Origin of the sequence: Bradyrhizobium sp. BLXBL-01 (assembly GCF_051853025.1) — a bacterium.
Classification (GTDB): Bacteria; Pseudomonadota; Alphaproteobacteria; order Rhizobiales; family Xanthobacteraceae; genus Bradyrhizobium.
This window is the reverse complement of the sequence record NZ_CP182471.1, coordinates 7,730,001-7,756,607: the sequence shown is the minus strand read 5'-3', so window position 1 is coordinate 7,756,607 and position 26,607 is coordinate 7,730,001. Positions and strand designations below refer to the sequence as shown.

General features: G+C 63.4%; 20 protein-coding genes, 2 tRNA genes, 1 rRNA gene and 1 riboswitch. Of the genes, 14 read left to right on the top strand and 9 right to left on the bottom strand.

The window, feature by feature from the left end; genetic code table 11:
* The first annotated feature begins 66 nt into the window (after positions 1–66).
* Complete coding sequence (locus ACNJYA_RS35890) at positions 67–1,251, top strand: DUF2125 domain-containing protein (protein WP_439401653.1); 1,185 nt, start codon at positions 67–69, stop codon at positions 1,249–1,251.
* A 125-nt stretch (positions 1,252–1,376) separates the two neighbouring features.
* On the opposite strand, the gene ACNJYA_RS35885 is transcribed toward ACNJYA_RS35890, so the two are convergent.
* From ACNJYA_RS35885 to ACNJYA_RS35875, 3 genes are read right to left on the bottom strand one after another with little or no spacing between them, the layout of a single operon-like run.
* Positions 1,377–2,312, bottom strand: a complete 936-nt coding sequence (locus ACNJYA_RS35885; protein ID WP_439401652.1) for a prephenate/arogenate dehydrogenase family protein — start codon at positions 2,310–2,312, stop codon at positions 1,377–1,379.
* Complete coding sequence (gene hisC / locus ACNJYA_RS35880) at positions 2,309–3,406, bottom strand: histidinol-phosphate transaminase (RefSeq protein WP_260381121.1); 1,098 nt, start codon at positions 3,404–3,406, stop codon at positions 2,309–2,311. Before hisC ends, ACNJYA_RS35885 begins: the two co-directional genes overlap by 4 nt.
* Positions 3,407–3,439: 33 nt before the next feature.
* Positions 3,440–4,288: a chorismate mutase gene (locus ACNJYA_RS35875; RefSeq protein ID WP_172789425.1), complete on the bottom strand. Its 849-nt coding sequence runs from the start codon at positions 4,286–4,288 to the stop codon at positions 3,440–3,442.
* Between the two features lie 156 nt (positions 4,289–4,444).
* Positions 4,445–4,524, top strand: a riboswitch (SAM riboswitch).
* Positions 4,525–4,618: 94 nt separating this feature from the next.
* Here ACNJYA_RS35875 and metX point away from each other — a divergent pair.
* Positions 4,619–5,821, top strand: coding sequence for a homoserine O-acetyltransferase MetX (gene metX / locus ACNJYA_RS35870; protein ID WP_212256383.1), 1,203 nt, complete (start codon positions 4,619–4,621; stop codon positions 5,819–5,821).
* Between the two features lie 2 nt (positions 5,822–5,823).
* On the top strand, positions 5,824–6,486 hold the full coding sequence (gene metW / locus ACNJYA_RS35865; RefSeq protein WP_172789424.1) for a methionine biosynthesis protein MetW: 663 nt from the start codon (positions 5,824–5,826) through the stop codon (positions 6,484–6,486).
* Positions 6,487–6,603: 117 nt separating this feature from the next.
* On the opposite strand, the gene ACNJYA_RS35860 is transcribed toward metW, so the two are convergent.
* On the bottom strand, positions 6,604–7,467 hold the full coding sequence (locus tag ACNJYA_RS35860; RefSeq protein WP_439401651.1) for an alpha/beta fold hydrolase: 864 nt from the start codon (positions 7,465–7,467) through the stop codon (positions 6,604–6,606).
* Between the two features lie 215 nt (positions 7,468–7,682).
* On the opposite strand from ACNJYA_RS35860, the gene ACNJYA_RS35855 reads away from it, so the two are divergent.
* Positions 7,683–8,342 carry an NlpC/P60 family protein gene (locus ACNJYA_RS35855; protein ID WP_439401650.1) on the top strand — a complete coding sequence of 220 codons (660 nt, stop codon included), beginning with the start codon at positions 7,683–7,685 and terminating at the stop codon, positions 8,340–8,342.
* 251 nt (positions 8,343–8,593) lie between these two features.
* Here ACNJYA_RS35855 and ACNJYA_RS35850 read toward each other — a convergent pair whose 3' ends face one another.
* Complete coding sequence (locus ACNJYA_RS35850; protein ID WP_439364766.1) at positions 8,594–9,382, bottom strand: MOSC domain-containing protein; 789 nt, start codon at positions 9,380–9,382, stop codon at positions 8,594–8,596.
* A 242-nt stretch (positions 9,383–9,624) separates the two neighbouring features.
* Here ACNJYA_RS35850 and clpB point away from each other — a divergent pair, with 242 nt between their 5' ends.
* Positions 9,625–12,264, top strand: a complete 2,640-nt coding sequence (gene clpB / locus ACNJYA_RS35845; protein ID WP_439401649.1) for an ATP-dependent chaperone ClpB — start codon at positions 9,625–9,627, stop codon at positions 12,262–12,264.
* Positions 12,265–12,306: 42 nt separating this feature from the next.
* Here the strand turns inward: clpB and ACNJYA_RS35840 are convergent, their stop codons facing one another.
* Positions 12,307–12,747 (bottom strand): nuclear transport factor 2 family protein, encoded by a 441-nt coding sequence (locus tag ACNJYA_RS35840; protein WP_246709097.1) that lies wholly within the window; start codon positions 12,745–12,747, stop codon positions 12,307–12,309.
* Between the two features lie 33 nt (positions 12,748–12,780).
* Here ACNJYA_RS35840 and ACNJYA_RS35835 point away from each other — a divergent pair, with 33 nt between their 5' ends.
* The 6 genes from ACNJYA_RS35835 to ACNJYA_RS35810 all read left to right on the top strand — a co-directional run bounded on the left by ACNJYA_RS35835 (position 12,781) and on the right by ACNJYA_RS35810 (position 18,984).
* The gene (locus ACNJYA_RS35835; RefSeq protein WP_439401648.1) at positions 12,781–13,593 is read left to right on the top strand and encodes a helix-turn-helix domain-containing protein; all 813 of its coding nucleotides are present in this window, start codon (positions 12,781–12,783) and stop codon (positions 13,591–13,593) included.
* A 528-nt stretch (positions 13,594–14,121) separates the two neighbouring features.
* Positions 14,122–14,757 carry a bacterial transcriptional activator domain-containing protein gene (locus ACNJYA_RS35830; protein WP_439401647.1) on the top strand — a complete coding sequence of 212 codons (636 nt, stop codon included), beginning with the start codon at positions 14,122–14,124 and terminating at the stop codon, positions 14,755–14,757.
* A 209-nt stretch (positions 14,758–14,966) separates the two neighbouring features.
* Positions 14,967–15,209: a hypothetical protein gene (locus ACNJYA_RS35825; RefSeq protein WP_439401646.1), complete on the top strand. Its 243-nt coding sequence runs from the start codon at positions 14,967–14,969 to the stop codon at positions 15,207–15,209.
* Between the two features lie 89 nt (positions 15,210–15,298).
* A complete protein-coding gene (locus tag ACNJYA_RS35820) occupies positions 15,299–16,594 on the top strand; it encodes a hypothetical protein (protein WP_172789417.1) in 1,296 nt (431 codons plus the stop codon).
* Between the two features lie 72 nt (positions 16,595–16,666).
* Positions 16,667–18,532 (top strand): phage tail tip lysozyme, encoded by a 1,866-nt coding sequence (locus tag ACNJYA_RS35815; protein ID WP_175421744.1) that lies wholly within the window; start codon positions 16,667–16,669, stop codon positions 18,530–18,532.
* Positions 18,533–18,612: 80 nt separating this feature from the next.
* A complete protein-coding gene (locus tag ACNJYA_RS35810; RefSeq protein WP_439401645.1) occupies positions 18,613–18,984 on the top strand; it encodes a hypothetical protein in 372 nt (123 codons plus the stop codon).
* A 100-nt stretch (positions 18,985–19,084) separates the two neighbouring features.
* Here the strand turns inward: ACNJYA_RS35810 and ACNJYA_RS35805 are convergent, their stop codons facing one another.
* The 3 genes from ACNJYA_RS35805 to ACNJYA_RS35795 form a co-directional block, all read right to left on the bottom strand.
* Complete coding sequence (locus tag ACNJYA_RS35805) at positions 19,085–19,336, bottom strand: hypothetical protein (RefSeq protein ID WP_172789724.1); 252 nt, start codon at positions 19,334–19,336, stop codon at positions 19,085–19,087.
* A gap of 83 nt (positions 19,337–19,419) precedes the next feature.
* Entirely contained in the window at positions 19,420–21,039 is a 1,620-nt protein-coding gene (locus tag ACNJYA_RS35800; RefSeq protein ID WP_439401644.1) for a hypothetical protein, read from the bottom strand.
* Positions 21,040–21,193: 154 nt separating this feature from the next.
* Positions 21,194–23,257 carry a M23 family metallopeptidase gene (locus tag ACNJYA_RS35795; RefSeq protein WP_172789722.1) on the bottom strand — a complete coding sequence of 688 codons (2,064 nt, stop codon included), beginning with the start codon at positions 23,255–23,257 and terminating at the stop codon, positions 21,194–21,196.
* A gap of 1,114 nt (positions 23,258–24,371) precedes the next feature.
* Between ACNJYA_RS35795 and ACNJYA_RS35790 the strand changes: the two genes are divergently transcribed.
* The 3 genes from ACNJYA_RS35790 (at position 24,372) to ACNJYA_RS35780 (ending at position 26,230) form a co-directional block, all read left to right on the top strand.
* Positions 24,372–25,860: ribosomal RNA gene (locus ACNJYA_RS35790) — 16S ribosomal RNA — on the top strand.
* 188 nt (positions 25,861–26,048) lie between these two features.
* Positions 26,049–26,125: transfer RNA gene (locus tag ACNJYA_RS35785), tRNA-Ile, on the top strand.
* A 29-nt stretch (positions 26,126–26,154) separates the two neighbouring features.
* Positions 26,155–26,230, top strand: a tRNA-Ala gene (locus ACNJYA_RS35780).
* Positions 26,231–26,607: the final 377 nt, after the last annotated feature.

Genomic DNA, 26,607 nt, shown 5'->3' with positions numbered 1-26,607 from the left:
CTGCGCCTTTCGTCGCAGGCCGGCACCGCTTACATTTGCCTGAATCTGGCGTCAAAGGGTCGCCGCATGTCCAATATGACCGTTGCCACAAGCCGCCGCTCCCGCTGGGGCCTCTTCATCGCCCCCGTTCTCGTCCTGGTCCTTGCCGTCGCCTGGAGCTGCTTCTGGTTCTATGCGGCGTCGCAGGCCGAAATCGCCGCCGACGCCTGGCGGGCGCAGGAGGCCAAGGCCGGCCGCATCTACGATTGTGCCAAACGCTCGATCGCCGGCTTCCCGTTCCGCTTCGAGGTCCAGTGCTCCGGCGCCAGCGTCGCCCTGGTCTCGCAGAATGCGAGCAAGACGCCGTTCACGGCCAAGCTCGACAACATCCTGGTCGTGGCCCAGGTCTACGACCCCAAGCGCATCATCGCCGAATTCTCCGCGCCCGCGACGCTGATCGACGGCGTCACGCAAAACACCTTCACGGTGAATTGGAGCAAGGGCCGCGCCAGCGTGGCGGGCCTGCCGGCGGTGCCGGATCGCGCTTCCATCGTGTTCGACGAGCCCAGCCTCAACCGTCTCGATGGCAGCGTGCAGGTGCCGCTTGCGCGGGCCAAGCAAGTCGAACTGCATGGCCGTCTCGCCGACGGATCACCATCGGATCATCCTGTAATCGAGACCGTGCTCCATGTCGCGCAGGGCAGCATCCAGGGCGTGCATCCGCTGCTCGCCGAGCCGTTCGAGGCGGACACTCGCGCCAAGATCACCGGCCTCTCCGACCTCACGCCAAAGCCCTGGCCGCAGCGCTTCCGCGAGATCCAGGCCGCCGGCGGTCATATCGAGATCGTGCAGTCGCGCATCCAGCAGGGCGAGATGATCGCGGTCGCGGCCGGCACGCTCGGCCTGTCGCCCAATGGCCGGCTCGACGGCGAATTGCAGATGACGGTGACCGGCCTCGAGCGCGTGATCCCGGCGCTCGGCATCGAGAAGATGCTGGAGGAGGGCGTGCCGCAGGCAACGCTCGACCGCCTCGCGCCCGGCGTGAAGTCGCAGGACCTCAACAATCTGTTCGGCGCACTCGACCGCGCCGTGCCCGGCCTCGGCAAGGTGATCAAGCAGAACGCCAATGCCGGCGTTGCCGCCGGCATCAATTCGATCGGCACCGAGAGCACGCTGGAAGGCAAGAAGGCGCGGAGCTTCCCGCTGAAATTCGTCGACGGCGCCGTGCTGCTCGGCCCGGTCAAGGTCGGCCAGATCCCGCCGCTGTATTGAAGACTCTCTCGTCATTCCGGGGCGATGCGTAGCATCGAACCCGGAATCCGTTTCACAGCGTGCGCTGCGGCCCGATGGATTCCGGGCTCGCCCCTTCGGGGCGCCCCGGAATGACGGGGGTGACGCTACGGCTTCTTCAGCGCCGCATGCGGCCGGCCGAAATCGGGCGCGGCTGAATCCTGGCCGATCTCGACGATGCCGCGGCGGATGGCGCGGGTGCGGGTGAAGTGGTCGAACAGCGCCTCCCCATCGCCGCGACGGATCGCGCGGGTGAGCTTTGCCAGATCCTCGGTGAAGGTGCCGAGCATCTCCAGCACGGCCTCCTTGTTGGCGAGGAAGACGTCGCGCCACATCGTCGGGTCGGAGGCCGCGATACGGGTGAAATCGCGAAAGCCGCCGGCGGAGAATTTGATCACCTCGGATTCCGTCACCTGCGCCAATTCGTCGGCGGTGCCGACGATGGTGTAGGCGATCAGATGCGGCAGGTGGCTGGTGATGGCGAGCACGAGGTCATGATGATCGGGCGTCATCACCTCGACCTTGGCGCCCATGGTGGCCCAGAACGCGCGCAGGCGGTCGGTCGCCGCGGCATCGACGCCTTCGGGCGGGGTCAGGATGCACCAGCGGTTGATGAAGAGCTCGGCGAAACCAGAGTCCGGCCCGGAATGCTCGGTGCCCGCCACCGGATGCGCCGGGACGAAGTGAACCGATTCCGGCAGATGCGGCGCCATGTCCCTGACCACCGCGCCCTTGACCGAGCCGACGTCGGAGACGATCGCCCCCGGCTTGAGATGGGCAGCGATCTCCTGCGCCACGGGTCCGCAGGCGCCGACGGGAATGCAGAGGATGACGAGATCGGCGTCCTTCACGGCCTCAGCATTGGTCGCCACGACCTGATCCACGATGCCGAGCTCGGCGACGCGTGCGCGCGTCTTCTCGGAGCGTGCGGTGGTGACGATTTCACCGGCCAGCCCCTGGAGCTTCGCAGCGCGCGCGATCGAGCCGCCGATCAGGCCGAAGCCGATCAGCGCAACGCGCTGGAAGTGCGCCTGCGCGCTCATTTGCCGCCCATGAAGTCGCGCAAGCCGTCGACCACGAGGCGGTTGGCCTCCTCGGTGCCGATCGTCATGCGCAGCGCATGCGGCAGGCCGTAGTTTTTCAGGCCGCGCAGCACGAGTCCACGCTTGGTCAGGAAGGCGTCGGCGTCGTCAGCGGTCTTGCCCTTGTCCGTCGGGAAATGGATCAGCACGAAATTGGCGACGCTCGGCGTCACCTTCAGCCCGAGCTTGCCGATCTCCTCGGTGAGCCAGTTGCGCCAGGTCTCGGTGAACTGCTTCGACATCGCCTGATGCGCGGTGTCCTCGATCGCGGCGACCGCGGCATACATCGCCGGCGTCGACACGTTGAAGGGACCGCGGATGCGGTTGACCGCGTCGATGATGTGCTCGGGCCCGAACATCCAGCCGATGCGCAGTGCAGCCAGGCCATGGATCTTGGAGAAGGTGTGCGTCACCACCGTGTTCTCGGTGGTGGCGACGAGCTCGATCCCCATCTCATAGTCGTTGCGCGAGACGTAATCGCAATAGGCGGCATCCAGCACCAGCAGCACGTGCGAAGGCAGGCCGGCACGCAGCCGCTTGACCTCGTCGAACGGCAGATAGGTGCCGGTCGGGTTGTTGGGGTTGGCGAGCCAGACCAGCTTCGTCTTCGGCGTCACCGCCTTCAGGATGGCGTCGACGTCGGCGGTGAGGTTGGTCTCCTTGGCGATGACGTTCCTGGCGCCGACCGCCATGGTCGCGATCGGGTAGACCAGGAAGCCGTGCGTGGTGGAGATCGCCTCGTCGCCTTGGCTGAGATAGGTGTGCGCGAGCAGATTGAGGATCTCGTCCGAGCCGGCGCCGCAGATGATGCGGTTGGGGTCGAGCCCGAACGAGCGGCCGATCGCCTCGCGCAGCACGCGCGAGGTGCCTTCCGGATAGTCTTCCAGATGGTCCGCCACGCGCTTGAACGCTTCGATCGCCTTGGGCGAGGGCCCGAACGGCGTCTCGTTGGCGGAGAGCTTGAACACCTTGCGGCCCGGCTCCGGCACCGGGCTCTTGCCGGGCGTGTAGGGCGCAATATCGAGAATGCCGGGATTCGGCACGGGGCGGGACATCTTGGACTCCGGATAGGCTGGGCTGCTCGCGAATTACGATTTCGGCCCGGTCGGGGGCACCGTATAGCGCGTTGCGTGGCTGCCGACGAGGGCCACAGAGCGAACCGAGGCCCCCGCCTCGATCAGGGCAGCCCTGATTTTGTCGATGCTGGTCGCGCTGGTGACCGAGACCAGCAGCGCCGCGCCGTCGAAGGCGGTATCGGGCACCGCAACGATCTCGGCGAGCGGCGACAGCGCGCGGGCGACCTCGGCGTTCCATCCGGAGACGCGCACGCTGAAGGTCTCGACCTCTGTCACCAGGGCGCTGTCGGCGACGCGCGAGATCGCGAACACCGGCAGCGAGGCCGGATGGTCGGCACGCTCGACGAAGGGCATCCGTGCGATGATCTTGGGCGCGCCGTCGGCTTCCAGCTCCAGCCACCACGGCGTGCGGCTCGAGGTCGCCGAGACCAGCGCCAGGTCGCCCTTGGATTTCGCCACCGCCTCGACCGCGGCCTGCGCGCTGAAATGCGCGACGTAAGGCACGGTGAAGCCGAAATGGAAGCGCACGGAATCGCGCATCGCAGGTTCGCTCACCGAGATGTCGGCATGCACGGAGAACGGCGCCTGCACATAGGTGAAGGTCGAGATGATGACGCGCCAGATGCTCTCGACCGTGTCGAGCGGCAGGATGCCGCGATGACGCTGCACGATCTCGCGCATCATGGAAGCCTCGCGCGCGGGGCGGAACGCCGAGCCGACCTCCTGGGTCTGCTTCACCTGGATCAGCCGGTCGATGATGTCGCCGCGCTGCATGAGGAGGCGATGCATGCCCTCGTCGATCGCGTCGATCTCCTTGCGCAGTTCCTGCAGCGATGGTGGCGCGGGCGGACGTTGGGACATGTCTGGTCGTCGATCGTTCCGATGGGGGATGTCCTGATTAGGCAGTCGTGGCGGCGAAAGCAAAGAGAAATGACGTGCTTTGCGGGCGACGCGACTGAGGCGAATTGGGCCGATCCGGGCCGCGACTTGACGAAAACCGCCCAAGACGGTAGCTTTTGCCCGTTCCGTGGTCATTTGAGCCGGCCGGCTTGCAGCCACGTTAAAAAACTCGCTAAACAGGCCGGGGACGCTTCCGATCCCGGCCGAACCTATCGTTCAGGCCGGGTTTTTCATGGCCTGATGTCAGCGGCGCGCTCGAGCAGCCAGTCGCAAACGAGGTCGATGTCCGAGATGGGTAGCGTCAAGTCGATACCGAGTCCTGCGATCAGCGCCGACGAGCGATCGCACGAAGTGGACCATCCAAGCTCGCTGATTGCGCATTTCGACACCGAGCAGCCGCTGCGGCTCGATTGCGGCGTCGATCTCACCCCGTTCCAGATCGCCTACCAGACCTATGGCGAGCTTAACGCCGATCGCTCCAATGCCGTGCTGATCTGCCATGCGCTGACCGGCGACCAGCATGTCGCCAACGTGCATCCCGTCACGGGCAAGCCGGGCTGGTGGGAGACGCTGGTCGGCCCCGGCCGCCCCATCGATCCCAAGCACTACTTCATCATCTGCTCCAACGTGATCGGCGGCTGCATGGGCTCGACCGGGCCGGCGTCGATCAATCCCGCCACAGACAAGGTCTGGGGCCTGGATTTCCCCGTCATCACCATCCCCGACATGGTGCGCGCGCAGGCGATGCTGATCGATCGACTCGGCATCGACACGCTGTTTGCGGTCGTCGGCGGCTCGATGGGCGGCATGCAGGTGCTGCAATGGACCGCGGCCTATCCTGAGCGCGTGTTTTCTGCGCTGGCGATTGCCTGCGCGACGCGGCACTCGGCGCAGAACATCGCCTTCCACGAGCTCGGCCGCCAGGCCGTGATGGCCGACCCCGACTGGCACGGCGGCGGCTATGCCGATCGCGGCATCCATCCGCATCGCGGGCTCGCGGTGGCGCGGATGGCGGCGCACATCACCTATCTCTCGGACGCGGCGCTGCATCGCAAGTTCGGCCGGCGCATGCAGGATCGCGAGCTGCCGACCTTCTCGTTCGACGCCGACTTCCAGGTGGAATCCTATCTGCGTTACCAGGGTTCGTCCTTCGTCGAGCGCTTCGACGCCAATTCCTATCTCTATCTGACGCGGGCGATGGACTATTTCGACATCGCCGCCGATCATGGCGGCGTGCTGGCCAAGGCCTTCGCCGACATCAAGACCCGCTTCTGCGTGGTCTCCTTCACCAGCGACTGGCTGTTCCCGACCTCGGAATCGCGCGCGCTGGTGCACGCGCTGAACGCTTCGAGCGCGCGGGTGTCGTTCGCCGAGATCGAGACCGATCGCGGCCATGACGCCTTCCTGCTCGACGTGCCCGAATTCTTCGACATCTCCCGCGCCTTCCTGCAATCGGCAGGCAAGGCCCGCGGGCTCAGCCTCGAGGACCGCTAGCGATGTCCGTCCAGGAAGTGCTGCCGCTGAACGGCGCTGCGACTGCGTCGTCCGGCCAGTTTCGCGCCGATCATCTGTTGGTCGCCGAGATGGTCAAGCCGGGCTCGAAGGTGCTCGACGTCGGCTGCGGCGACGGCGATCTGCTTCAGCTGCTGGAGACCCGCGGCATCGACGGCCGCGGCATCGAGCTGTCCCGCGAGGGCGTCAACCGCTGCGTCGCCAAGGGGCTCGCGGTGGTGCAGGGTGATGCCGATACCGATCTCGTCAATTATCCCGACGATGCCTTCGACTACGTGATCCTGTCGCAGACGCTGCAGGCGACGCGGCAGCCGAAGGTCGTGCTGGAGAATCTGCTGCGCATCGGCCGCCGCGCCATCGTCTCGTTCCCGAATTTCGGGTTCTGGAAGATGCGGCTCCAGCTCCTGATCGGCGGCCACATGCCGCGCACGGAGAATCTGCCGGCGACCTGGTACGACACCGCCAACATCCATTTCTGCACCATCAAGGATTTCGTGCAGCTCTGCGACGAGATCAACGTCAAGATGGAGCGCTCGGTCGCGCTCGATCTCTACGGCCGCCCGGTGCCGCTGAACCTGCCCTGGTGGGTGTGGAACATGTTCGGCGAGCAGGCGGTGTTCTTGCTGAGCAGAGGCGGGGGGAAGTAGTCCCCGTCGTCATTGCGAGGAGCTCTTGCGACGAAGCAATCCAGGCTGTCTCCGCGGAGGGATTCTGGATTGCTTCGCTGCGCTCGCAATGACGGAGTACTGGGCAGCGCATCTGCCTTAATGCGCCGCCAGCGACCGCGGATCCCGCACCGGCCATCGCCCCGCTTCCACCAGCGTCACGAACCGCTCCACGCTCTCGTTGAACAGCGCGGGCTCCTCCAGATTGAGCACGTGGCCCGACTTCGGAAACATCGCGAGCCCCGCCGCGGGCAGATGCTTCTTCAGGAACAGGCTCGGCCCGATGCACGGATCGTCCTCGTCGCCGCAGATGATCAGCGCGGGTGTTGCCGCGCCTCTGATCGCCTCCGTCATCGTGTAGATCGAGGGACGGCCGCCCTGGAATCCGCGCATCGTGCGCGCCGAACCCTTGGCATCGTGCCGCGCCAGCGCGGCGTAGAAATCGGCGTGCCCGCGCGGGTCCTTCACCAGGAACGGAATCCGGCTCGGCGCCTCGCGCGTGACTTTCGCGACCTCGGCGGAGCCCAGCGTCTCGAACTGCTCGGCATTGGCGCGGCACTGCTTGCGCCAGGCCTCGAGGTTATCGAGCTCCGAGCCGGAGCCGACGCCGGCCAGCGTCATCGACAGCGCGCGCTTCGGCGCGTTCAACCCGATCTGCAGCGAGGAATAGGCGCCCATCGACAGGCCGACGAGATGGGCGCGCTCGATGCCGAGATGATCGAGCACGGCAAGCGCATCGGTGTAGAAATGCGTGTAGCTGTAGACGTCACCGTCAGGCACGTCCGACGGCGTGTAGCCGCGCGCCGAATAGGTGATGCAGCGATGGCCACGCGAGAAGTAGCGCATCTGCGGCTCCCAATTGGTGTAGTCGGCCGCGAACTCATGCAGAAAAAGGATCGGCGTTCCCTGGCCCGCCTCCTCGAAATAAACGCGGACGCCGTCCCTGGTCGTGGCGTGGGGCATTAACCGTTTCCCTCTGTTTCAAGCCGTGCTTCAGGATCGCAGTTAACGCTGTTGTCGGCAATGCGGCAGCCGCAGCCGAGCACAAACACAAAATCATCGCAGCTATTCGCCGACGTCGCGTCTTTTTCTCGCCACATCGGGCGGCTTAACGGCCAAACGGATGTCGGCCATTGCACGGGCCGGCGGGAAGTGGGGGTGTCAGCTAGGGATGAAGAATGGTTGAGTTGTTTGCGTATCGCCTGTCGCGTTGTGTTGTCGCGCTGGCGCTTCTCTTCGCGGCGGTCGCCGCGTTCGGTTCTCCGGCCTCGGCGCGGCCGCATCATCGTCATAGCGCAGAGCGGCACGTGTACGTGCACCACGCCAGACATCATCATCACCGCCACCATGCGAGAGGCTCGCGCTTCGAGCGCAGCGCGGCGCAATTGCAGGCGAGCGGTTTCGCCGACACCCAGGCGAGCTACGATCCAAGCGCCAACAATGGCGGCGTGGCCGGCAACGCGCTTGTCCCAAGTGGCGGCTTCGGTGGCGGATCGGGCCTGGTGTCCGAGGCACGCCGCTACATCGGCGGCAATCCGACCGGGCGCGGCAGCCTGTGGTGCGCGCGCTTCATGAACATGGTGCTGGAGCATACCGGCCATAAGGGCTCAGGCTCCGACATGGCGAGCTCATTCGCGCGCTACGGCACGCGCATCTCCGGTCCGCAGGTCGGCGCCATCGCCGTGATGTCGCGCGGCGGCCGCGGCGGTCATGTCGGCATCATCACCGGCATCGACGCGCAGGGCAATCCGATCATGATCTCCGGCAACAACGGCAACCGCGTCCGCGAAGCCCCGGTCTCGCGCGGCCGGATCTATGCCTATGTGATGCCGAATTGAGGCTCGTGGCCGTCATTGCGAGCGAAGCGACTTGTCCGCCGAAGCCTTGGCGAAGGCGGAAGCAATCCAGAATCCCTCCGCGGAAATACTCTGGATTGCTTCGTCGCTTCGCTCCTCGCAATGACGGGAGTGCGTGGAGACAGGTGCCGTAGGGTGGGCAAAGGCGCGCAAGCGCCGTGCCCACCGGCGGTATGTCAGCGTTCGCTAGCGGCAACGGTGGGCACGCTTCGCTTTGCCCACCCTACGCTAGCTCAGACGAGCCTCGGCTCTTCCACCGCCACCACATCACCCACGCCGACGTCACCGCCTTCGATCACCTCGGCATAGATGCCGCAGTCCATGTGGCCGAGATGGCGCGAGAGCGTCGGTGGTATTTCGAGATCGCGCCTGGCGGTTTCAGGGTCGACATTGGTGGCCGGGCAGCGAACGATGCGCTTGATCACCTTCAGCCGGGCCTGTCCGATCGCGAGCGTCTGGCCGACGAGGTCGAGCTCCGACCAGGCCGGCCAGCCCTTGACGTAGAGATTGGCGCGGAAGCGCAGCGGATGCACGGCGACGCCCCCGAGCATGGTCTCGATGGCGCGCACGCTGCCGAGATTGATGATGGAGACGACCTTGCGGGCGACGTCGGAGAAGCTATGGTCGCGGCCGGACAGAATTTTGGGCGGGCCCTTCAACTCGGGCTGGAAGTTGTCGCGGAAATAGGCCTCGATCGCGGCGCGCCCGGCGGCGCTCTCGAGATCGCCGCAGGCGACGATCTGGCCGTCCTTGCGGATGGTCAGAACGTTGGTTTCGTCGTCGAACCGGCTGTCGAGCGCGGCCAGTCGCTCATTGCGCGCCAGCATCAGGAACTGGATTTTCGGCTTCCATTCGGGCGCCTCGGGGTCGAACCCGCTCGGGCCGTTCTCGATGGCGTAGCGGCGGTCGGCCGGCAGGGTCTGGCCGGTCCGCAAAGGGGCGCGCAGCAGGCGTTCCGGCGTTAGGCCCTTGACGGGATAGCGGTAGAGGCCGGTGATCTCGGCGGTATGGCTGGCTGTCATGCCGCTACTTAGGGGATTCGGCGGGCCGTCGCCAAGCGGGCGGATCAGCGCACGAAATTGTGAACTCGCCTCTACCGATCCGAGGGCGCGCTTCCCACATCTGGGTCAGGCCGGCGCCAGCGCCGGCTGATAAGCGACCGCTTGCTGTGTTGAGGAACGTCAACGCATCAGGCGGAAACCCAATGAAGATGCCGTTCGGGGTGCCTTAGAGGGCCCTGAGGGCAGGCCGAGGGACAGAAAAGATGAATATCGACAAATACACCGAACGCTCCAGGGGCTTCATCCAGTCCGCGCAGTCGCTCGCGATGCGCGAGGGGCACCAGCAGTTCTCCACCCTGCACGTGCTGAAGGTCCTGCTGGACGACAATGAGGGGCTCGCCGCCGGTCTGATCGACCGCGCTGGCGGCAATTCCCGTGCAATTCTGAAGGCGACTGAGGACGCCCTCAACAAGGTGCCGAAGGTCTCCGGCGGCGGCGCCGGGCAGATCTACCTCGCGCCCGAGCTGGCCCGCACTTTCGATGCCGCCGAAAAGGCCGGCGAGAAGGCCGGCGACAGCTTCGTCACGGTCGAGCGGCTTTTGCTCGGGCTGACGCTGGAGAAGACCAGCGAGGCCGGCGCCATCCTCAATAAGGGCGGCGTCACGCCGCAAAATCTCAACGCGGCGATCGAGGCGCTGCGCAAGGGCCGCACGGCCGACTCTGCCACCGCCGAGAACGCCTATGACGCCCTGAAGAAATATGCCCGCGACCTGACCCAGGCCGCGCGCGATGGCAAGCTCGATCCGGTCATCGGCCGCGACGAGGAGATCCGCCGCACCATCCAGGTGCTGTCGCGTAGGACGAAGAACAACCCCGTCCTGATCGGCGAGCCCGGCGTCGGCAAGACCGCCATCGCCGAAGGTCTCGCGCTGCGCATCGTCAACGGCGACGTGCCGGAGAGCCTGAAGGACAAGAAGCTGCTCTCGCTCGACCTCGGCGCACTGATCGCCGGCGCGAAGTATCGCGGCGAGTTCGAGGAGCGGCTGAAGGCCGTGCTGCAGGAAGTGACCGGCAGCGAGGGCACCTTCATCCTGTTCATCGACGAGATGCACACGCTGATCGGCGCCGGCAAGGGCGACGGCGCGATGGACGCCTCCAACCTGCTTAAGCCCGCGCTTGCGCGCGGCGAGCTGCACTGCATCGGCGCGACCACGCTCGACGAATATCAGAAGCACGTCGAGAAGGACGCGGCGCTGGCGCGGCGCTTCCAGCCGATCTTCGTCAGCGAGCCCTCGGTCGAGGACACCATCTCGATCCTGCGCGGGCTGAAGGACAAGTACGAGCAGCATCACGGCGTGCGGATCACCGATTCCGCGCTCGTCGCCGCCACGACGCTGTCCAACCGCTACATCACCGACCGCTTCCTGCCCGACAAGGCGATCGACCTCATGGACGAGGCCGCGGCGCGGCTGAAGATGCAGGTCGATTCCAAGCCGGAAGAGCTGGATTCGCTCGATCGTGAGATCATCCGGCTCAAGATCGAGCAGGAGGCGCTGAAGAAGGAAAGCGATGTCGGCTCCAAGTCCCGGCTCCAGACCCTGGAGAAGGACCTCGCTGAGCTCGAGGAGAAGTCGGCGGCGCTGACGGCGCGCTGGAGCGCGGAGAAGAGCAAGCTCTCCGATGCCCAGAAGCTGAAGGCCGAGCTCGACACACTTCGTGTCGAGCTCGCCAACGCGCAGCGCCGCGGCGAATTCCAGAAGGCCGGCGAGCTGGCCTATGGACGGATCCCGCAGCTCGAGAAGCAGCTCGCGGACATCGAGGCCAAGGAGAATTCTGGCGAGATGATGGAGGAGGCTGTCACCGCCAACCACATCGCGCAGGTGGTCTCGCGCTGGACTGGCGTGCCCGTCGACAAGATGCTGGAAGGCGAGAAGGAGAAGCTCCTGAAGATGGAGGAGCAGCTCGGCAAGCGCGTCGTCGGCCAGGCCGAAGCCGTGCGTGCGGTCGCAACCGCCGTGCGCCGCTCGCGCGCCGGCCTGCAGGACCCGAACCGCCCCACCGGCTCGTTCATGTTCTTGGGGCCGACCGGCGTCGGCAAGACCGAGCTGACCAAAGCCTTGGCGGAGTACCTGTTCAACGACGAGACCGCGATGGTCCGCCTCGACATGTCCGAATACATGGAGAAGCACTCGGTCTCGCGGCTGATCGGCGCGCCTCCCGGCTATGTCGGCTATGACGAGGGCGGTGCGCTCACCGAAGCGGTGCGGCGCCGGCCCTACCAGGTCGTGCTGTTCGACGAGATCGAGAAGGCGCATCCTGACGTCTTCAACGTCCTGTTGCAGGTGCTCGACGACGGCCGCCTGACCGACGGCCAAGGCCGCACCGTCGACTTCCGCAACACGCTGATCATCATGACCTCCAACCTCGGTTCGGAATATCTGGTGAACCAGCCGGAGGGCGAGGACACCGCGGCCGTGCGCGAGCAGGTGATGGGAATGGTGCGGGCGCACTTCCGCCCCGAATTCCTCAACCGCGTCGACGAGATCATCCTGTTCCACCGTCTGCAGCGCAGCGAGATGGGCCGGATCGTCGAGATCCAGTTCGCGCGTCTCCAGAAGCTCCTGACCGATCGCAAGATCGTGCTCAGCCTCGATGCCGCCGCCCGCGACTGGTTAGCTGCCAAGGGCTGGGATCCCGCCTACGGCGCAAGGCCGCTGAAGCGGGTGATCCAGCGCTACCTCCAGGATCCGCTCGCCGAGATGATCCTCGCCGGCGACGTCAGAGACGGCGACAACGTCGCGATCTCGGCTGAAGGCAACGTTCTGACCTTCAACGGCAAGGCGCCGCAGACCGCGGAGATCGCGCAGTTCGAGGCGCCGGTGGCGAAGCGGAAGCTGAACTGAGGAAATACACGCCCTTCGTGCCAAACTCGCGGAGGGCGTTTTTCAATCTGCGAAGAACGCGTCCACCACTGCCTGATCGCGGTCGTAGACCCAGCATTCGCTCAGCAGGCCTTCGCGCACGGCATAGACCAGCAGCCGTTCCAGTTCAGCCGTGCGACCGTCCCGGCTGAATGATTCCCGTGCGAGAATGGCGCCGCGCCGCGGTCCGGCCATCACTTCATCGATGCCGAGAAGTTTTCGGTTGGAGCGGCGTGCGACCTCGGCCAGAGTGGCAAGAGCGGCCGTCTTGCCGTGGTGAGTGCCGGCGAGCGGGTTATGGCCGGCATAATGCAGCATGAATTCATCGTGGTAGCAGGCGGCGATCGCGGCGCGGTCACCGGCCTGCCAGGCGGTCGCGTAGCGCGTGACGGCGGCGCGTATCGCGGCGATTTGTGCGGCGTCATCTACAAGAACTCTATTCATCGATGTGATCTCCCGGGTCATCGGCAGCGCTGTGCTGGTGCGCTATGATAAGGCATGACCTCGCCCCCCGACTTTCAGGAACTGGCTATCAGCACGCCGCCCAGCGGCGGACCGAAGAAGGCGCGGATGCTCGATTGGGACGCGCGGGTGATCTATCTCGGTCCAGCCTTCGGGTTGACTCCCCACCGCAATGCTACCGGCGTGCTGGCCGTCGCGCTCGACGGGGCGATAGGCGTAGCTACCGATCCAAGGGCGCGCTCGCCGTCTTATCGCCAGACCCGCAGCGTGCTGATCATGCCCAACAGTCTGCACCATCTCCGCATCGACGCCGGACCGACCGCCTTTCTGTATGTCGATCCCCTCGGGCGCGATATCGAGGCGCTTCGTTCACGAATGAAGGAGGTAGGATCAAGCGCCGCGTTCGACCTGATCGACGAGAGGTCGGTCGTCGCGCTGTTCCGCGACATTGCGGAACGACGCCTCGCATCAGAGGACGCGCGGCAAGCAGCCCGCGATATGCTTGGGATCGGATCAAATCCGCAGCCGGATGCGAGAATTGCCGCCGCCATCGAGCGGATGCGCGAGGAGCCCGGCGGTTCGCACACGCTTGCTGAACTGGGCCGCAAGGCCGGGCTTTCGTCCTCGCGCTTCCTGCATCTCTTCAAGGACGTCACGGGTGTGCCGCTCCGCCGCTACCGCATCTGGTCCCGGGTCGGCGCTGCCGCGCGGGCGGTCGCACAAGGCCAATCGCTGACCGAGGCCGCGCATGGCGCGGGCTTTTCCAGCTCCGCGCATTTCAGCACGGCCTTTCGCGACATGTTCGGCATGATGCCGTCGGAATTGTTCGCACGGCTGCGCGCGGAATAACGTCTGCAACGTGCTGTTCAAGCTGTGCCTCAAAGCCCTCTCCGCCGGCGCGGGGAGGGTTTTCGCTTTTGCGAAGCAGGTCGGGTATCCGCGTGTTGTGTCGTTGAAAAGCCACACGTACTGCGGTTATCCGCTCAGGATGTAAATTGATGTTGAACAACCATAGGCTCCGTTGCCATAATTCCATCTCGGTCGACGCGGCATTCCCGCGGCCAAGAACTCAAGGATTTCACACGAGTCTTTGAGTAACCGACAATTTTAGACTGAGCTCGCAATTTCGAGCTGCGATGATTGAACGCCACAGGCAGTTTTTGTTGTGTTTTGCGTGGAGGGGCGGCGGTGTTGACCGTTAGTTTGCTGGGGGCCAGCCGGGTTGCGCGCGGTAACGAGCAGATTTGGTTGGATCTCGGTCCAGCAGGACGGAGATTGGCCGGCTTCCTTTTCACCTTTCCGGACCGTCCGCACCGTCGCGAGCGACTTATCGACCTGTTTTGGCCGGAGTTGGACTCCGACAGAGGACGCCGAGCCGTGAACTCTGCGATCTGGCGTTTGCGAAAACTGCTCGCGTCGGCTCCGGAGTACAGAGAGGGCTATGGCCTCAGGACCGTCGGCTCGGAGACTATTCTCGAGAGGACGTCTTGGCTGGACGTCGACACCTGGGCTCTGCTTGAAGCGGCACAGGCCGCTCTCAACGGCGTTGAGGCGCACGTGGATCCTTCCACGATGAAGCAGGTTCTCGCCGTCCTGTACCGCTACGAGGGGCCATTCCTGGACGGCGAAGATGCCGACTGGATATTGGAGGAACGCGAGCGATTGCATTCCCTTTTTGTGCAGTCGGCGATGACCATCGTCCGTCATCTGGGACTTTGTGGCCACTATCATGATGCGATCCTGCTCGCCCGTCACGCGCTGCGCTTTGATCCCTATCGCGAGGAACTGGTTCGACATCTCCTGACGTTGCTTGCACTCGATGAGAGGCGTATCGACGCCATCAGGTACTACGATCACTGGATCGCCATGATCCGGCAGGAGCTGGGAATTTCTCCGCTTCCAGCAACGCGTGCGGTCATTGACGAGATCAGGAATCTGCATAACGCCGACGACGCCCAGCATTTGCGCGTCGGGCTGATGAGCCGCGATGAGCGGCGGCGTGCTGCAAACTAGGCGCCGCAGTCCACAAATCCATCTGATATCGCGAGCCTGACCAGGGCTTGGCCAAGCCATGGCCGGACAGGCCCCTGCCTTGCCCGGCCGTGTCGTGATTCTGTCGTGATCGCTTCGGAATTCTCGCCGCAGGCCGCCGTGAGCGAAGGGCCAGCATCCCGGAACGATCGCGCGATCTGCCCGAGTTCACGGCATGCGACGTTCGGCCCATGAGCTCACAACAGCCGCTCTTGGATCAGGTTTTCATTCTGCGCTTCTGGCGCGAAAGCGCCGACGCCGGCGAATACGCGCGTTGGCGGGTCCTGGTCCGCAACATCAACACCCGACGGCGCGACGTGGTCGACGACGTGCAACGCGCTTTCGCAATCGTCACCGCCAATCTGAACGTGGCGGAGGGCGCACATGAAGAGCATGCGACTTGGACCGTTGATCCGCCAACGCCCGAACAGTGAGAGACAGGTCGTGCGCAAGATCGATCATGCAATGAGCTGCCAGCTGCCATCCACGCGATGGTTCGATGGTTGGGGGCGTATGAATGCTCTTGAGCGATTTGATCGGGGCTCGCCACGAGACTCATTTGCTTCACGGGATTGCGTCGATGCGTAGCGTTTGGGGACTCATAGCGGTCGTGTGTTTGGGGCTGACCCTAGCCGGGTGCGACACGACCGACTCGCGCTATTTCCGATATGGAATCGGGACGGACCTCTATTCCGACGACATCGTTGCGACGACGCAGCTGCAAGAGGTATACCTCACAGAACTATGCCGGCAGGCACTCCCGCTCGTATCGACCTCGGATGTGCAATGCTTTAATGCCACGCCAAATGCAAACGCTTGGAATTTGATTGTCCAGGCAGGCTTGAATGACGTTGATCGGCGTTGTGACGCCTATTTGGCATGGCTCGACGACCGAAGGCGAACCAACGAAGCCGTTCTGAAGGAGCTCGGAGACATCACTGTCGCGAGCCAAGCCATCATGCGTGTGACGGGGGCGGGCGCGAACCCGATTACGCTGGCGGGATTGGCATTCGGACTTGCGGCCAACACGTTCACAAACGTCAATTCCCGTCTGCTGCTGGAGGTCGACAAGACCACCGTTCAGACCCTGGTCTTGCGGCGTCGGGAAGCCTATCGGCTTCAACTTCAGGGCATCGTGGTGGACAATCGGCCCGCAGCCATTCATGCGCTTCGGTCCTACCTGACCATCTGCACGCCATATGCGATCGAGACAGACATCAATTCAACGGTCACGGTGTTCCAGGTCGGTGGATCGGGGGCACTGAACAGGCCTCCGCTGATCAATGCGGAAACGGTTCGCGCGACGACGATCACGCGTGCGCGCGATCCGATGCCCGAGAGGAAATTCCCCCCGCCGCCGGTTGTCGGAACAGCATTTATCACAAGCGTTCAGGTCGCGCTTTGCGTGCGTAACGCGAACGGCCAAGCGGATCCGGCGACCGTTGCTGCGATCCGAAGTTATCTGGAGGCGATACCAGTGATTGTGCCAGATCCCATAGATCCGACATCTCCGACGTTGAGACCTGTTTTGCAGAGAGCAGTGTCGGATGTTCGTGAATGCAACACGCTTGGCTTCAGGAACGCTTTTGAAGTCGGACGTTATGGCGTAGCGAAGTCTGGCGCCGACAAGAGCATCAGACGGCTGCAGGCGAAAATAGCGGAATTCTTGAAGAACCGGCAATCGCAAGTGACCGTCCAACAGACCGGAAAGTTCGACGATCAGACGCGCAAAGCGATCGGCGCGATCCGCGCGTTGACTGGAACGACGGGCGAGGAGATCGATAAGGCGTTGGCAGAGAAGATATTGGCAGGAGCGTGAGAGCGCGTACACATGGACGCGGCTCACGATCGGTTTGCAATGCGATCATGCTCTTTTGTCTATGGAGAGACCATGCCGATCATGAAGGACGACGATATTTTGCGGATCGAGCCGGGCATGAACGCTGACTTGATCGAAAGTGGCTTTGCTGATGCGGACACGGAAGTGGAGGTTATCGGTACGGCGGAGGTGGATACTCCCGCCGGCAAGGTGAAATGGACCAAGGTCAAGCTGCTTGACAACGCCGTTGCGCCGGAGGGTTGGGTTCGGTCGGCGCATGTCGATCTTGAGGGCAGCGTACCCGGAGGTCCGATCGAGAAGCGAAAGTTCGCCGACCAGTGCTGGGTCGAAGCGTTGTTCTCGGATGCCAACCCCCATTACGTCGCGGCAGTCGCCGAGATGCGCTCGGCAACATCGAGCGACCAGCAAGCGGGAGCGCTGGGCCCGTTTTTCGGTCCCTTTCGCTTCACGCAAGCAGAATGGGATGCAGTCCGCGTGTTGCCCGAGCTTGGCAAGAGCGGCTTCAGCGCAAGAGACATTACGGACTGGCGGGTCCAGGTCGTGCTCTTCACGTTGATGACGCATCGCTCCGAGGCTGCTCTCATCGCGGAACTCGGTGCGATCACCGCCGGCCGCCGTCCGAGCGCCGCCGAGCTTTACCTCGCCCAGCTGATCGGCGCCAAGGCCGCCGTCGCCGCCGTGACCAAGACGCCATCTCCGACCATCAAGGAAGCTTTCGAGGGCGTTGCGGCTCCCGATCAAGCCAAGGACAGGCCGCTAGGTGCTCCCACGTTCGACAAGATCGCGGCGCGATTTGCCGAGTTGTTCGAGGCCGACGGATCGGTCAAGGGTGACGCCGCGATTGATCGGATCGTCGCGCGAATGGATCCGGTCCTGACGACCACCAGGGACGACATCATCGCGGCAGGGGTGGCGTTGCTGGGGGCTGTGCCTGAAGGCGGCACCGTGAACGGCGCCAACGCGCAGATGTCCGATGCATCGCAGCTCGCAGGAATGGGGACGACGTTTGCCGAGCGTGCGCCGGTCATCATGCGGTTCCTGTTGCGCGACTTCCCTCAGCTTCAGGACTTTCACGCTGCCGGCGTTCTTGGAAATATCGGCCGCGAGACCGGCGGCTTCCGATTGATGCAGGAAGTACGTCCGAAGAAGGGAAGGGGCGGGCTGGGGTGGTTGCAATGGACCGGCGACCGCCGCAAGAAGTTCGAGGCCTTTTGCGTGCCGCCCATCCCGGGTACCGAGACAAATGAAGGCAACTACGCCTTCATGAGACACGAAATGAAGGGGGACGAGAAGCCCGCTTTCGACGCGTTCGCTGCAACGACGAATCTCGCAAGCGCAACCGCGGTTTTCATGTCCAAGTACGAGAGACCGGGCGTTCCTGCACTGGATGAGCGGCAGGACTGGGCCAGGAAGGCACTGGATGTCTTCAGAGCGGCGCCTCCGGACCAACCCGGTGATGCGCAGGCAGCTGGAGGAACCATCGTCGACCAGCTTCGCGCGCAGATCAAGGCAGGCAAGATCACCTTCAAGGAGCCGGCACTGCAAAGCCAATTGCTTGGGCTGAATACGGGCACCAAAGTCACGCCCAAGTTGCAGGCGCTGGTCCTGAAGTTATCCGGCATGACGCCGGTCATCCGTATCAGCTCCCTGATACGTACGGGGGCCGGAAGCTTCCATGCCGCGGGGCGAGCGGTCGATATTGCGAACGAGGAAATCGCCGCTGCGCTGCTGCCCCAGATCGCGACCGAGGCACAGATAGCTGCGCTGGGGATCGACGAACTTATATTCGATGCGCGGCGCATCAACCCCAACAACGATCCCAACAAGTTCAACTTCGATCAGGGCAGGAAGCACAACTTCAATCCGAGCACGATCGGCGATCACGGCGACCATATCCATTTTGCCGTAACCGCTTAGTGATCCGATGGTCGTGTTCCGATGGCCGAAAGATTGACTGCACCGAGAGCGCGTTCCGATGACGCGAGGGATCACGTACCATGCGTGTTCGGCTTTTCGAGATTCCAGGCGCGAAGGCATTGGTGCTGCTTTGCTGGGCCATGCCTTTAGCCGTGCCGGCGGATGTGCACGCGAACGAGGGCAGATGTCTCGTCGTCGTCGACGGGCATACGTTCTTGAAGGGGCGATGCAATATCGAAATCGGGACGGGTGGAAGTTTCACCGTCGGCGTTGGCGACAAGTCGCGATCCAAGCATTTCGCTTACGTTACTCTCGATGGAGGAACCGATGCAGCGGTCGGCTATTGGAACGGCGTTGCGGCCGAAAGCCACGCTGACGAGCATCTTGGTCCGCTCAAAAGAAAGGGCGCCTGTTGGTCCAATAGCCGGGCGAGGATTTGCGCGTGGCGATAATCGAGAGTCAACTCGGAATCGACGAGAGCGCCGCTGCGTTAGCGGCACCGATTGTGTCGTGCTTTTGTTGCTTGTTGGATAGGCGCATGTCCATCCGATCTCATCTGTGAATTATGCCCGGCTCGACGCCTTCCTCCTCCTCCTCCAGCTCCGACAAAATATCCACCAGCTCGCGCACCCGGCCCTGCGCCAGCGGGCGCAGATCGTTGATCATCGGCTCGTCATTGGCGAGCCAGGCCTGGGCTTCAGCGAGTTCTTCGGCGGTCGCGCCGGTTCCGATGATCTGGGCAATGGTCACGTCGTCGGCACGGTCCACGGCCTTGACGACATCGTCGCGTGAGAGGCGCGTCATGGGCGATCCTCCTGCTGGCTTCGGTCAGCGTCTAACCGAGAACCGGCGTGCCGGTTCCCGGGCCAGGCCCGTGCGCGCCATTCCTACTTCTTCACCACCTTGTAGATCGCATTCTCGACGTCCGAGCTGAAGTAGATCGCGCCGCTCGCGCCGACGGCGACGCCGGTGGGGACATGTGTCGGCAAGCCGCCGGGTGCGCCGGTCAGGCCGATCGGGAGATTGGCGGCGATCTCGGTGATCTTGCCGCTCTCCGGTGCGATCTCGATCAGCCGCTTGGCGCCGACCTCCGCCACGATGAGCTGGCCTTCGGGACCTCTTGCGATGCCTTCCGGCATCTTCAGCTCCTTGGCAATCACGGTCTTTTCACCGTTGCTGTCGATCCTGGAGACGAGGCCCGCAAACGCCTCGGTCAGGTAGACCTCGTCGGTTTTCCCGCGAACGAGCCCGACCGGGCCTTCGAGCGCGCCGATCAGCGTGGTGCGGTCCTTGCCGTGCTCGCCGCTCACCTTGACCAGCGACTTGGTGCCGAGCTCGGCCACCAGGATGCTGCCGTCCGCGAGCACGACCGCGTCATGCGGCGCCTTGAAGTCGTGCAGCATCTCGCGCGTCGCGCCGGTCTTGCCGTCGATCACCTGCACGGTGCCGGTGAACCAGCTCGACAGGACCACGTCGTTGCCCTTCGCCGTCGCGCTCATCGGATATTCGAGCGTTGTGCCTGCGGCATGCATGCGCGCTTTCTCGGTGACCTCGCCGGTCGCCCCATCCACCGTGCGATAGGCGAACAGATCGGCGACGTGGATGGTGTCCTTGCCGTTCTCCGAGGTGACACCGATGCCGCCGGGCAAAGCGAGCTTGCCGATGATGATCTGCTTGGCCTGGCCGGTCGCGGGATCGACCTCCTGGATGCCGTTGTCGGCCATGTTGGAGACGTAGATGCGGTCCTTGTCGTCGATGGCGAGATTGTCGAGCGAGGGCTTCAGCTGCGCGACCATGGTCTTGGCGCCGGACTTCGGATCGACCCGGACCAGCTGGCCGAGCGCGGTGTCGATCACAAAGAGGTTGCCTTTGGAATCGAAGTTCACGGCGGCCGGGACCTTGAAGCCGTCGGCGACGACGGTCAGCTCGGCCTTGTCGACGTCGACCCTTGCGACCTGCCCCTTGAACCAGAGCGGGCCATAGAGCTTGTCATCGGGACCGAACTCGAAGCCGTTGAGGCCGCCCATCTTCTCCATGATCTGGCGTGGCGGTTTGACGCCCTCGACGTCGATCTCGTAGAGCGCATCGCCGAGGAAGACGGTGGTGGCGTAGAGCCTGCCGTCCTTGCGGAAGGCGAGCGAGTTGATGCCGGGAAGCCCGGACGCGAGCTTCTTGATCGGTCCGTCGCCCTTGCGCGCGTAGAGATCGCCGGCGAGGAAGCCGGTCCAGGCCATGGTGCCGTCGGGTGCGAATGCGATGTCATCGGCCATCCCGACCGGCGCCGGGATTGCAACCTTGGCGTTGCCGCCGGCGATGTCGACCTCATAGAGCGCAGCGCCAGCGACGCTGCCGGCAAACAAATGGCCGGCCTTGTCGACACCGAGCCCGTGCACACCGTGGAACGCCGAGCCCGGCACGAGCCTCGTGACCTCCCAGCCGTCGGCCGATGCGCTCGTTGTGGAGAACAGCGCAGCAATCAGGGCTGCGCAGGCGAGCCTGCTCTTCATGGCGTGACCTCCCGTTTTTTGGAAAGTATTCGCCCGTCCTGCGGCTTTGGCAAACGAAACTTGACGTTGTGACGCCGCGAAGCGGCCCGGCTGCGCAGCGTGCTTGTTTCAAATACTGTTTGAAAATGCCGGCCGATACCGGCGGGCTGCCGATTTACCGGTTGGTGACCTGCAGCGGCCCGCCGGTGGCGTCCGACATGCGGGCGATGGCGCCGCCGCGGCCGCTCATCATGCCGTCGAGCCGGTCGCGCTCCTTCTCGAAGCTTGCCAGCATCGGGCCCTCCAGCGAACGGCCGCGCGGCAGCTTCACGCGCATCGGATCGACGAAGCGGCCGTTAACCAGGATCTCGTAATGGACGTGCGGGCCGGTCGACAGGCCGGAGGAGCCGACGAAGCCGATCACCTGGCCCTGCCGCACCTTCTTGCCGACCTCCATGCCCTTGGCGAAGGCCGACATGTGGCCGTAGGCGGTCTCGTAGCCGTTGGAATGCTTGATGCGGATGTACTTGCCGTAGCCGCCCTCGGGGCCCGCCTTCTCGATCACGCCGTTGCCGGAGGCGAAGATCGGCGTGCCGTAGCTGGTGGACCAGTCGACGCCGGTATGCATCTTCACGTAGCCGAGGATCGGGTGGCGGCGGCCGCCGAAGCCGGAACGCATGATGGCGTTGTTGACGGGCTTTCTGACCAGGAACTTCTTCGCGCTCTTGCCGGTCTCGTCGTAATAGTCGACCAGGCCGTCGTCGGGGCTCTGGTAGCGGTAGTATTTCTTGGTCTCGCCGCCGACGGTGAGCGAGGCGAACAGCACCTCGTTCTTTTCGCTCGACGTCACGCCCTCGTCCTCGCCGGCGTAGAACACGTCGAAGGAATCGCCGGGCTGCACCTTGCGCTGGAAATCGACGTCGTAGGAGTAGATCTTGATCATGTCCTCGATGACGGGCATCGGGACCTTGTTGCGCATCGCGGTCTCGTAGATGCTCTGGTAGAGCCGCACGCCGGAGCCGTCGTCATCATCGTCGTCGTCGCTGCTGGCGTTGGCCGCAGTATCGGCGACGGTGTTCATGCTGGAGACGTCGACCGCGACGTATTTGCCGAGATCGGACAGCGCCGCGATCGCTTCGACCATCGTGTCGTTTGCAACCACGACGCGATAGGGCTGCAGGCGGGCGCCGGGGCTTGCGGGCGCCATCAGGATGCGAAGCTTCTCGCCTTCCTTCAGGCCGCCGTCGCGGCCGCGCGGTCCGAGTGTCGCGGTGATCGCCTTGATCTCGTCGGCATTGGCGCCGAGATCGCGCAGCACCGAAGCGACGCTGTCGCCCTTCTTGACCATGTGGACGCGTTCGCCGTTGGGATTGCCGCCGGTGATCTGCTCCTTGGTCTTGGGCAGCAGCGTGACGTTTTCCGGCACCACGCGCGTCTCGAAGCCGGCATAGGGATCCGACGGCGAGACCTCGGCTGCGTAGGCGGTTCTGATCTCGGAGGGGCCGGTCGCGCCGGAGATGTCGGCGGCCGCATTGGCGAGCGAGGCGTAGCGCACCCCGCCATTGCCGCGCCAATTGGCGGCATCGCGCACCCGCATCAGGATGTCGTCGAGCGCCACCACCGCGGAAATCTTGGCCTTCGGCAGCACCGGCGACAGGTCCTTGGTGACGAAGGACACTTCCGCGTCGGGCTCGACGGCTTCGGGATTGTTGGGATCGTCGGACGCCGTCTTCGGGTCGGAGCCGACATCGGTCAGCAGGCGCTGGGCGTTGAACGGCGGGATCTTCGCCGACAGATCGCTCGTCGTCATCGACAGATTGCCGGCGATCCGCACGAACGGACGCACCCGCATCACGTCACGGTTGCCGACGCGGGCCACGGTCGAGACGCGCATCACGTTGCGCGAGGCCGTGGATTCGCTCGGCGGCGGCAGGCGGTCGCTCTTGTGCAGCGTGGCGGCGCGATCGGCGGCGCCGAATGCTCCGCGCAGCGCGCCTTCGACCCGCTCCGGCACCTTGGCGAAGGTCATCTCGCCGTCGAGCGAAGCGAAAACGGCGCCGCCGATCAGGGCTGCGCCGCAAAGTCCGGTCAAAATTGTCCCGCTGAACCATTGCACCGAGACGCGGCGGCGGTCGATCACGGCAGCTTCAGAACCATCGACGGACAGCGGCGGCTCGTGGCCGAGATCGATGATCCCGGTCTCACGCCCGTAAGCGCCGCGTGACGTCCTGTGGTTCAACCCAAGTCCCCCAATCAACGACCCAAGATGCCCGTTCTCGAACCTGGTCCCGGCTGCCCTCTTGAACGGGGATCGCCGGAAAAGGCAAGCCGCACAGCTATCCGCGCCCAGAACGCCCCTTGATGGGGCCGGCCGAAATTACGAACAGCTGGACGGGTAAAGCTCTCTCGATGTCTTTCGAATGCCGAAGGAAGGTCGCGTCATTTGCAAGATCGCCTTCCTCTGACCCCATGAAAATCGCCGGCAGCCCCCACAGGCATCCCCGCGATTCAAGCTTGTCTCTTATCAGAACGCCGCGGGATTGTGGCTCAAGTACGGCGCCAAATATGGAAAAAGTTTCCTGAACGCCGGGCCGTAAAGACCCTGCGTGCAACCACTGGCGGAGCTCGGGCCGGGTGGGGACACGGCCCCCATCCGGCGGGGGAGCGGGCGTCTGGCCGGGAGCCCTCAGACTGGGAACGGGGCACGCCAGCCCAGGGGTTGCGGGGGCGGCGAGGAAGGGGCCGGGGAGGGGCCCCAAGGCGCCTTCCGGAGCCCGCCGGCGGGCAAACTTTTTTTCAGATTTTTTGCCGGGCCGGATCGTCCGACGCGCTCGGCGGTCATCTAACTGGCTGGAATCGTGGATGTTTTATCGCTGGTCCACTGTGCGACGATTTGTTGACGATTGGCGTTGACAGGCCGGAAGGTGGGGCCTATAACCCCAACCACTGAGCGCGGCGCCGCCGGGTCACTGACCAAGGCGAGCGAACGCGCCACTGATGCTCCTCACCTTGTTGAGTGACACAACAGCCGACACCAGTCGGTTGGAGTTCATCCATCGTCGGTAAGGGTGTCGGAACCCTTCCTCTCAGGAAGGTTGAGGCCTCTCCGGTCTCGGGCTGTTTGACAAGTGAAGATGAAGAAAGAGAAACGTGGACGGCGGAGTCCTTGCGGGTCTCGCTTCCGAAAAGCTTCGGCTTTTCTGATCGAGACCGGACGAAAGACTTCGGCGGTACACGTTTTCAAGGAAACACCATCGTTGCCAGCGATGTGAATCGCGGGCAGCACATCGACTTCGGTCGATAATGGTGGGACCTCGTCAAACGTTGTGATCAGCCGGTTCAAAGTTCAAGTCCAACTTGAGAGTTTGATCCTGGCTCAGAGCGAACGCTGGCGGCAGGCTTAACACATGCAAGTCGAGCGGGCGTAGCAATACGTCAGCGGCAGACGGGTGAGTAACGCGTGGGAACGTACCTTTTGGTTCGGAACAACACAGGGAAACTTGTGCTAATACCGGATAAGCCCTTACGGGGAAAGATTTATCGCCGAAAGATCGGCCCGCGTCTGATTAGCTAGTTGGTGAGGTAATGGCTCACCAAGGCGACGATCAGTAGCTGGTCTGAGAGGATGATCAGCCACATTGGGACTGAGACACGGCCCAAACTCCTACGGGAGGCAGCAGTGGGGAATATTGGACAATGGGGGCAACCCTGATCCAGCCATGCCGCGTGAGTGATGAAGGCCCTAGGGTTGTAAAGCTCTTTTGTGCGGGAAGATAATGACGGTACCGCAAGAATAAGCCCCGGCTAACTTCGTGCCAGCAGCCGCGGTAATACGAAGGGGGCTAGCGTTGCTCGGAATCACTGGGCGTAAAGGGTGCGTAGGCGGGTCTTTAAGTCAGGGGTGAAATCCTGGAGCTCAACTCCAGAACTGCCTTTGATACTGAAGATCTTGAGTCCGGGAGAGGTGAGTGGAACTGCGAGTGTAGAGGTGAAATTCGTAGATATTCGCAAGAACACCAGTGGCGAAGGCGGCTCACTGGCCCGGTACTGACGCTGAGGCACGAAAGCGTGGGGAGCAAACAGGATTAGATACCCTGGTAGTCCACGCCGTAAACGATGAATGCCAGCCGTTAGTGGGTTTACTCACTAGTGGCGCAGCTAACGCTTTAAGCATTCCGCCTGGGGAGTACGGTCGCAAGATTAAAACTCAAAGGAATTGACGGGGGCCCGCACAAGCGGTGGAGCATGTGGTTTAATTCGACGCAACGCGCAGAACCTTACCAGCCCTTGACATGTCCAGGACCGGTCGCAGAGATGTGACCCTCTCTTCGGAGCCTGGAGCACAGGTGCTGCATGGCTGTCGTCAGCTCGTGTCGTGAGATGTTGGGTTAAGTCCCGCAACGAGCGCAACCCCCGTCCTTAGTTGCTACCATTTAGTTGAGCACTCTAAGGAGACTGCCGGTGATAAGCCGCGAGGAAGGTGGGGATGACGTCAAGTCCTCATGGCCCTTACGGGCTGGGCTACACACGTGCTACAATGGCGGTGACAATGGGATGCTAAGGGGCGACCCTTCGCAAATCTCAAAAAGCCGTCTCAGTTCGGATTGGGCTCTGCAACTCGAGCCCATGAAGTTGGAATCGCTAGTAATCGTGGATCAGCACGCCACGGTGAATACGTTCCCGGGCCTTGTACACACCGCCCGTCACACCATGGGAGTTGGTTTTACCTGAAGACGGTGCGCTAACCCGCAAGGGAGGCAGCCGGCCACGGTAGGGTCAGCGACTGGGGTGAAGTCGTAACAAGGTAGCCGTAGGGGAACCTGCGGCTGGATCACCTCCTTTCTAAGGATGGTTCTTCAGAAGCTTGCTTCTATCGAACCGTTTTAGAAACATCAGTGGCCAACAGATCGCCAGATCGTTGAGCTGCATTGGCGGGATTTCGCCGTCTTCGTTTCTCTTTCTTCGCGGACGAACACGCGCTGGGCCTGCATCGAGCAGGATCCCACGGTCCCTGACGGGATATGCGTTAGGGGCTTGTAGCTCAGTTGGTTAGAGCGCGCGCTTGATAAGCGTGAGGTCGGAAGTTCAAGTCTTCCCAGGCCCACCACTTTCAGTGAGCATTCGTCTTCTGGTTACGGGGCCATAGCTCAGCTGGGAGAGCGCGTGCTTTGCAAGCATGAGGTCGTCGGTTCGATCCCGTCTGGCTCCACCAGATGGTTTGATCACCGAGATCTTGTACCGTCGTCCGCGAAACATCACTTCGCATCCTGCTAGTCTGGATAGACAGCAAGATGCGTGTTTTCTGACATCGTAAAGAGGAGATCGATCCGAGTTGGGTCGTGCAGCAGATTGTTGCGCGGATCCTCCATTATCTCCGGATCATTTTCGGCGCTCGCTCTCAGCCGTGAGGTTGAATGCGAGTTGTAAAATGATCCTTTTAGCGAAGCTTGACCGCCTCGCTATCGGAACGATCTTACGAAGCAAGCTGGTCTTTCTAGTCAATGTCCGGCTGCACGTAGCATTCATCGAGGGTGCGCGCCTTAGAGACTTCGGTTTCTTGGCAATCGTGCAGACAACATTCTGCCGAGT

Bases quoted from the DNA above. Each gene is read 5' to 3' on its own strand.
- metX (WP_212256383.1), top strand. From the start codon at position 4,619: ATGGGTAGCGTCAAGTCGATACCGAGTCCTGCGATCAGCGCCGACGAG.
- ACNJYA_RS35825 (WP_439401646.1), top strand. From the start codon at position 14,967: ATGAGCTCACAACAGCCGCTCTTGGATCAGGTTTTCATTCTGCGCTTC.
- ACNJYA_RS35890 (WP_439401653.1), top strand. From the start codon at position 67: ATGTCCAATATGACCGTTGCCACAAGCCGCCGCTCCCGCTGGGGCCTC.
- ACNJYA_RS35815 (WP_175421744.1), top strand. From the start codon at position 16,667: ATGCCGATCATGAAGGACGACGATATTTTGCGGATCGAGCCGGGCATG.
- clpB (WP_439401649.1), top strand. From the start codon at position 9,625: ATGAATATCGACAAATACACCGAACGCTCCAGGGGCTTCATCCAGTCC.
- ACNJYA_RS35860 (WP_439401651.1), bottom strand. From the start codon at position 7,467: ATGCCCCACGCCACGACCAGGGACGGCGTCCGCGTTTATTTCGAGGAG.
- hisC (WP_260381121.1), bottom strand. From the start codon at position 3,406: ATGTCCCGCCCCGTGCCGAATCCCGGCATTCTCGATATTGCGCCCTAC.
- ACNJYA_RS35850 (WP_439364766.1), bottom strand. From the start codon at position 9,382: ATGACAGCCAGCCATACCGCCGAGATCACCGGCCTCTACCGCTATCCC.
- ACNJYA_RS35805 (WP_172789724.1), bottom strand. From the start codon at position 19,336: ATGACGCGCCTCTCACGCGACGATGTCGTCAAGGCCGTGGACCGTGCC.
- ACNJYA_RS35800 (WP_439401644.1), bottom strand. From the start codon at position 21,039: ATGAAGAGCAGGCTCGCCTGCGCAGCCCTGATTGCTGCGCTGTTCTCC.
- ACNJYA_RS35855 (WP_439401650.1), top strand. From the start codon at position 7,683: ATGGTTGAGTTGTTTGCGTATCGCCTGTCGCGTTGTGTTGTCGCGCTG.
- ACNJYA_RS35840 (WP_246709097.1), bottom strand. From the start codon at position 12,747: ATGACCCGGGAGATCACATCGATGAATAGAGTTCTTGTAGATGACGCC.
- ACNJYA_RS35875 (WP_172789425.1), bottom strand. From the start codon at position 4,288: ATGTCCCAACGTCCGCCCGCGCCACCATCGCTGCAGGAACTGCGCAAG.
- ACNJYA_RS35835 (WP_439401648.1), top strand. From the start codon at position 12,781: ATGACCTCGCCCCCCGACTTTCAGGAACTGGCTATCAGCACGCCGCCC.
- metW (WP_172789424.1), top strand. From the start codon at position 5,824: ATGTCCGTCCAGGAAGTGCTGCCGCTGAACGGCGCTGCGACTGCGTCG.
- ACNJYA_RS35885 (WP_439401652.1), bottom strand. From the start codon at position 2,312: ATGAGCGCGCAGGCGCACTTCCAGCGCGTTGCGCTGATCGGCTTCGGC.
- ACNJYA_RS35810 (WP_439401645.1), top strand. From the start codon at position 18,613: ATGCGTGTTCGGCTTTTCGAGATTCCAGGCGCGAAGGCATTGGTGCTG.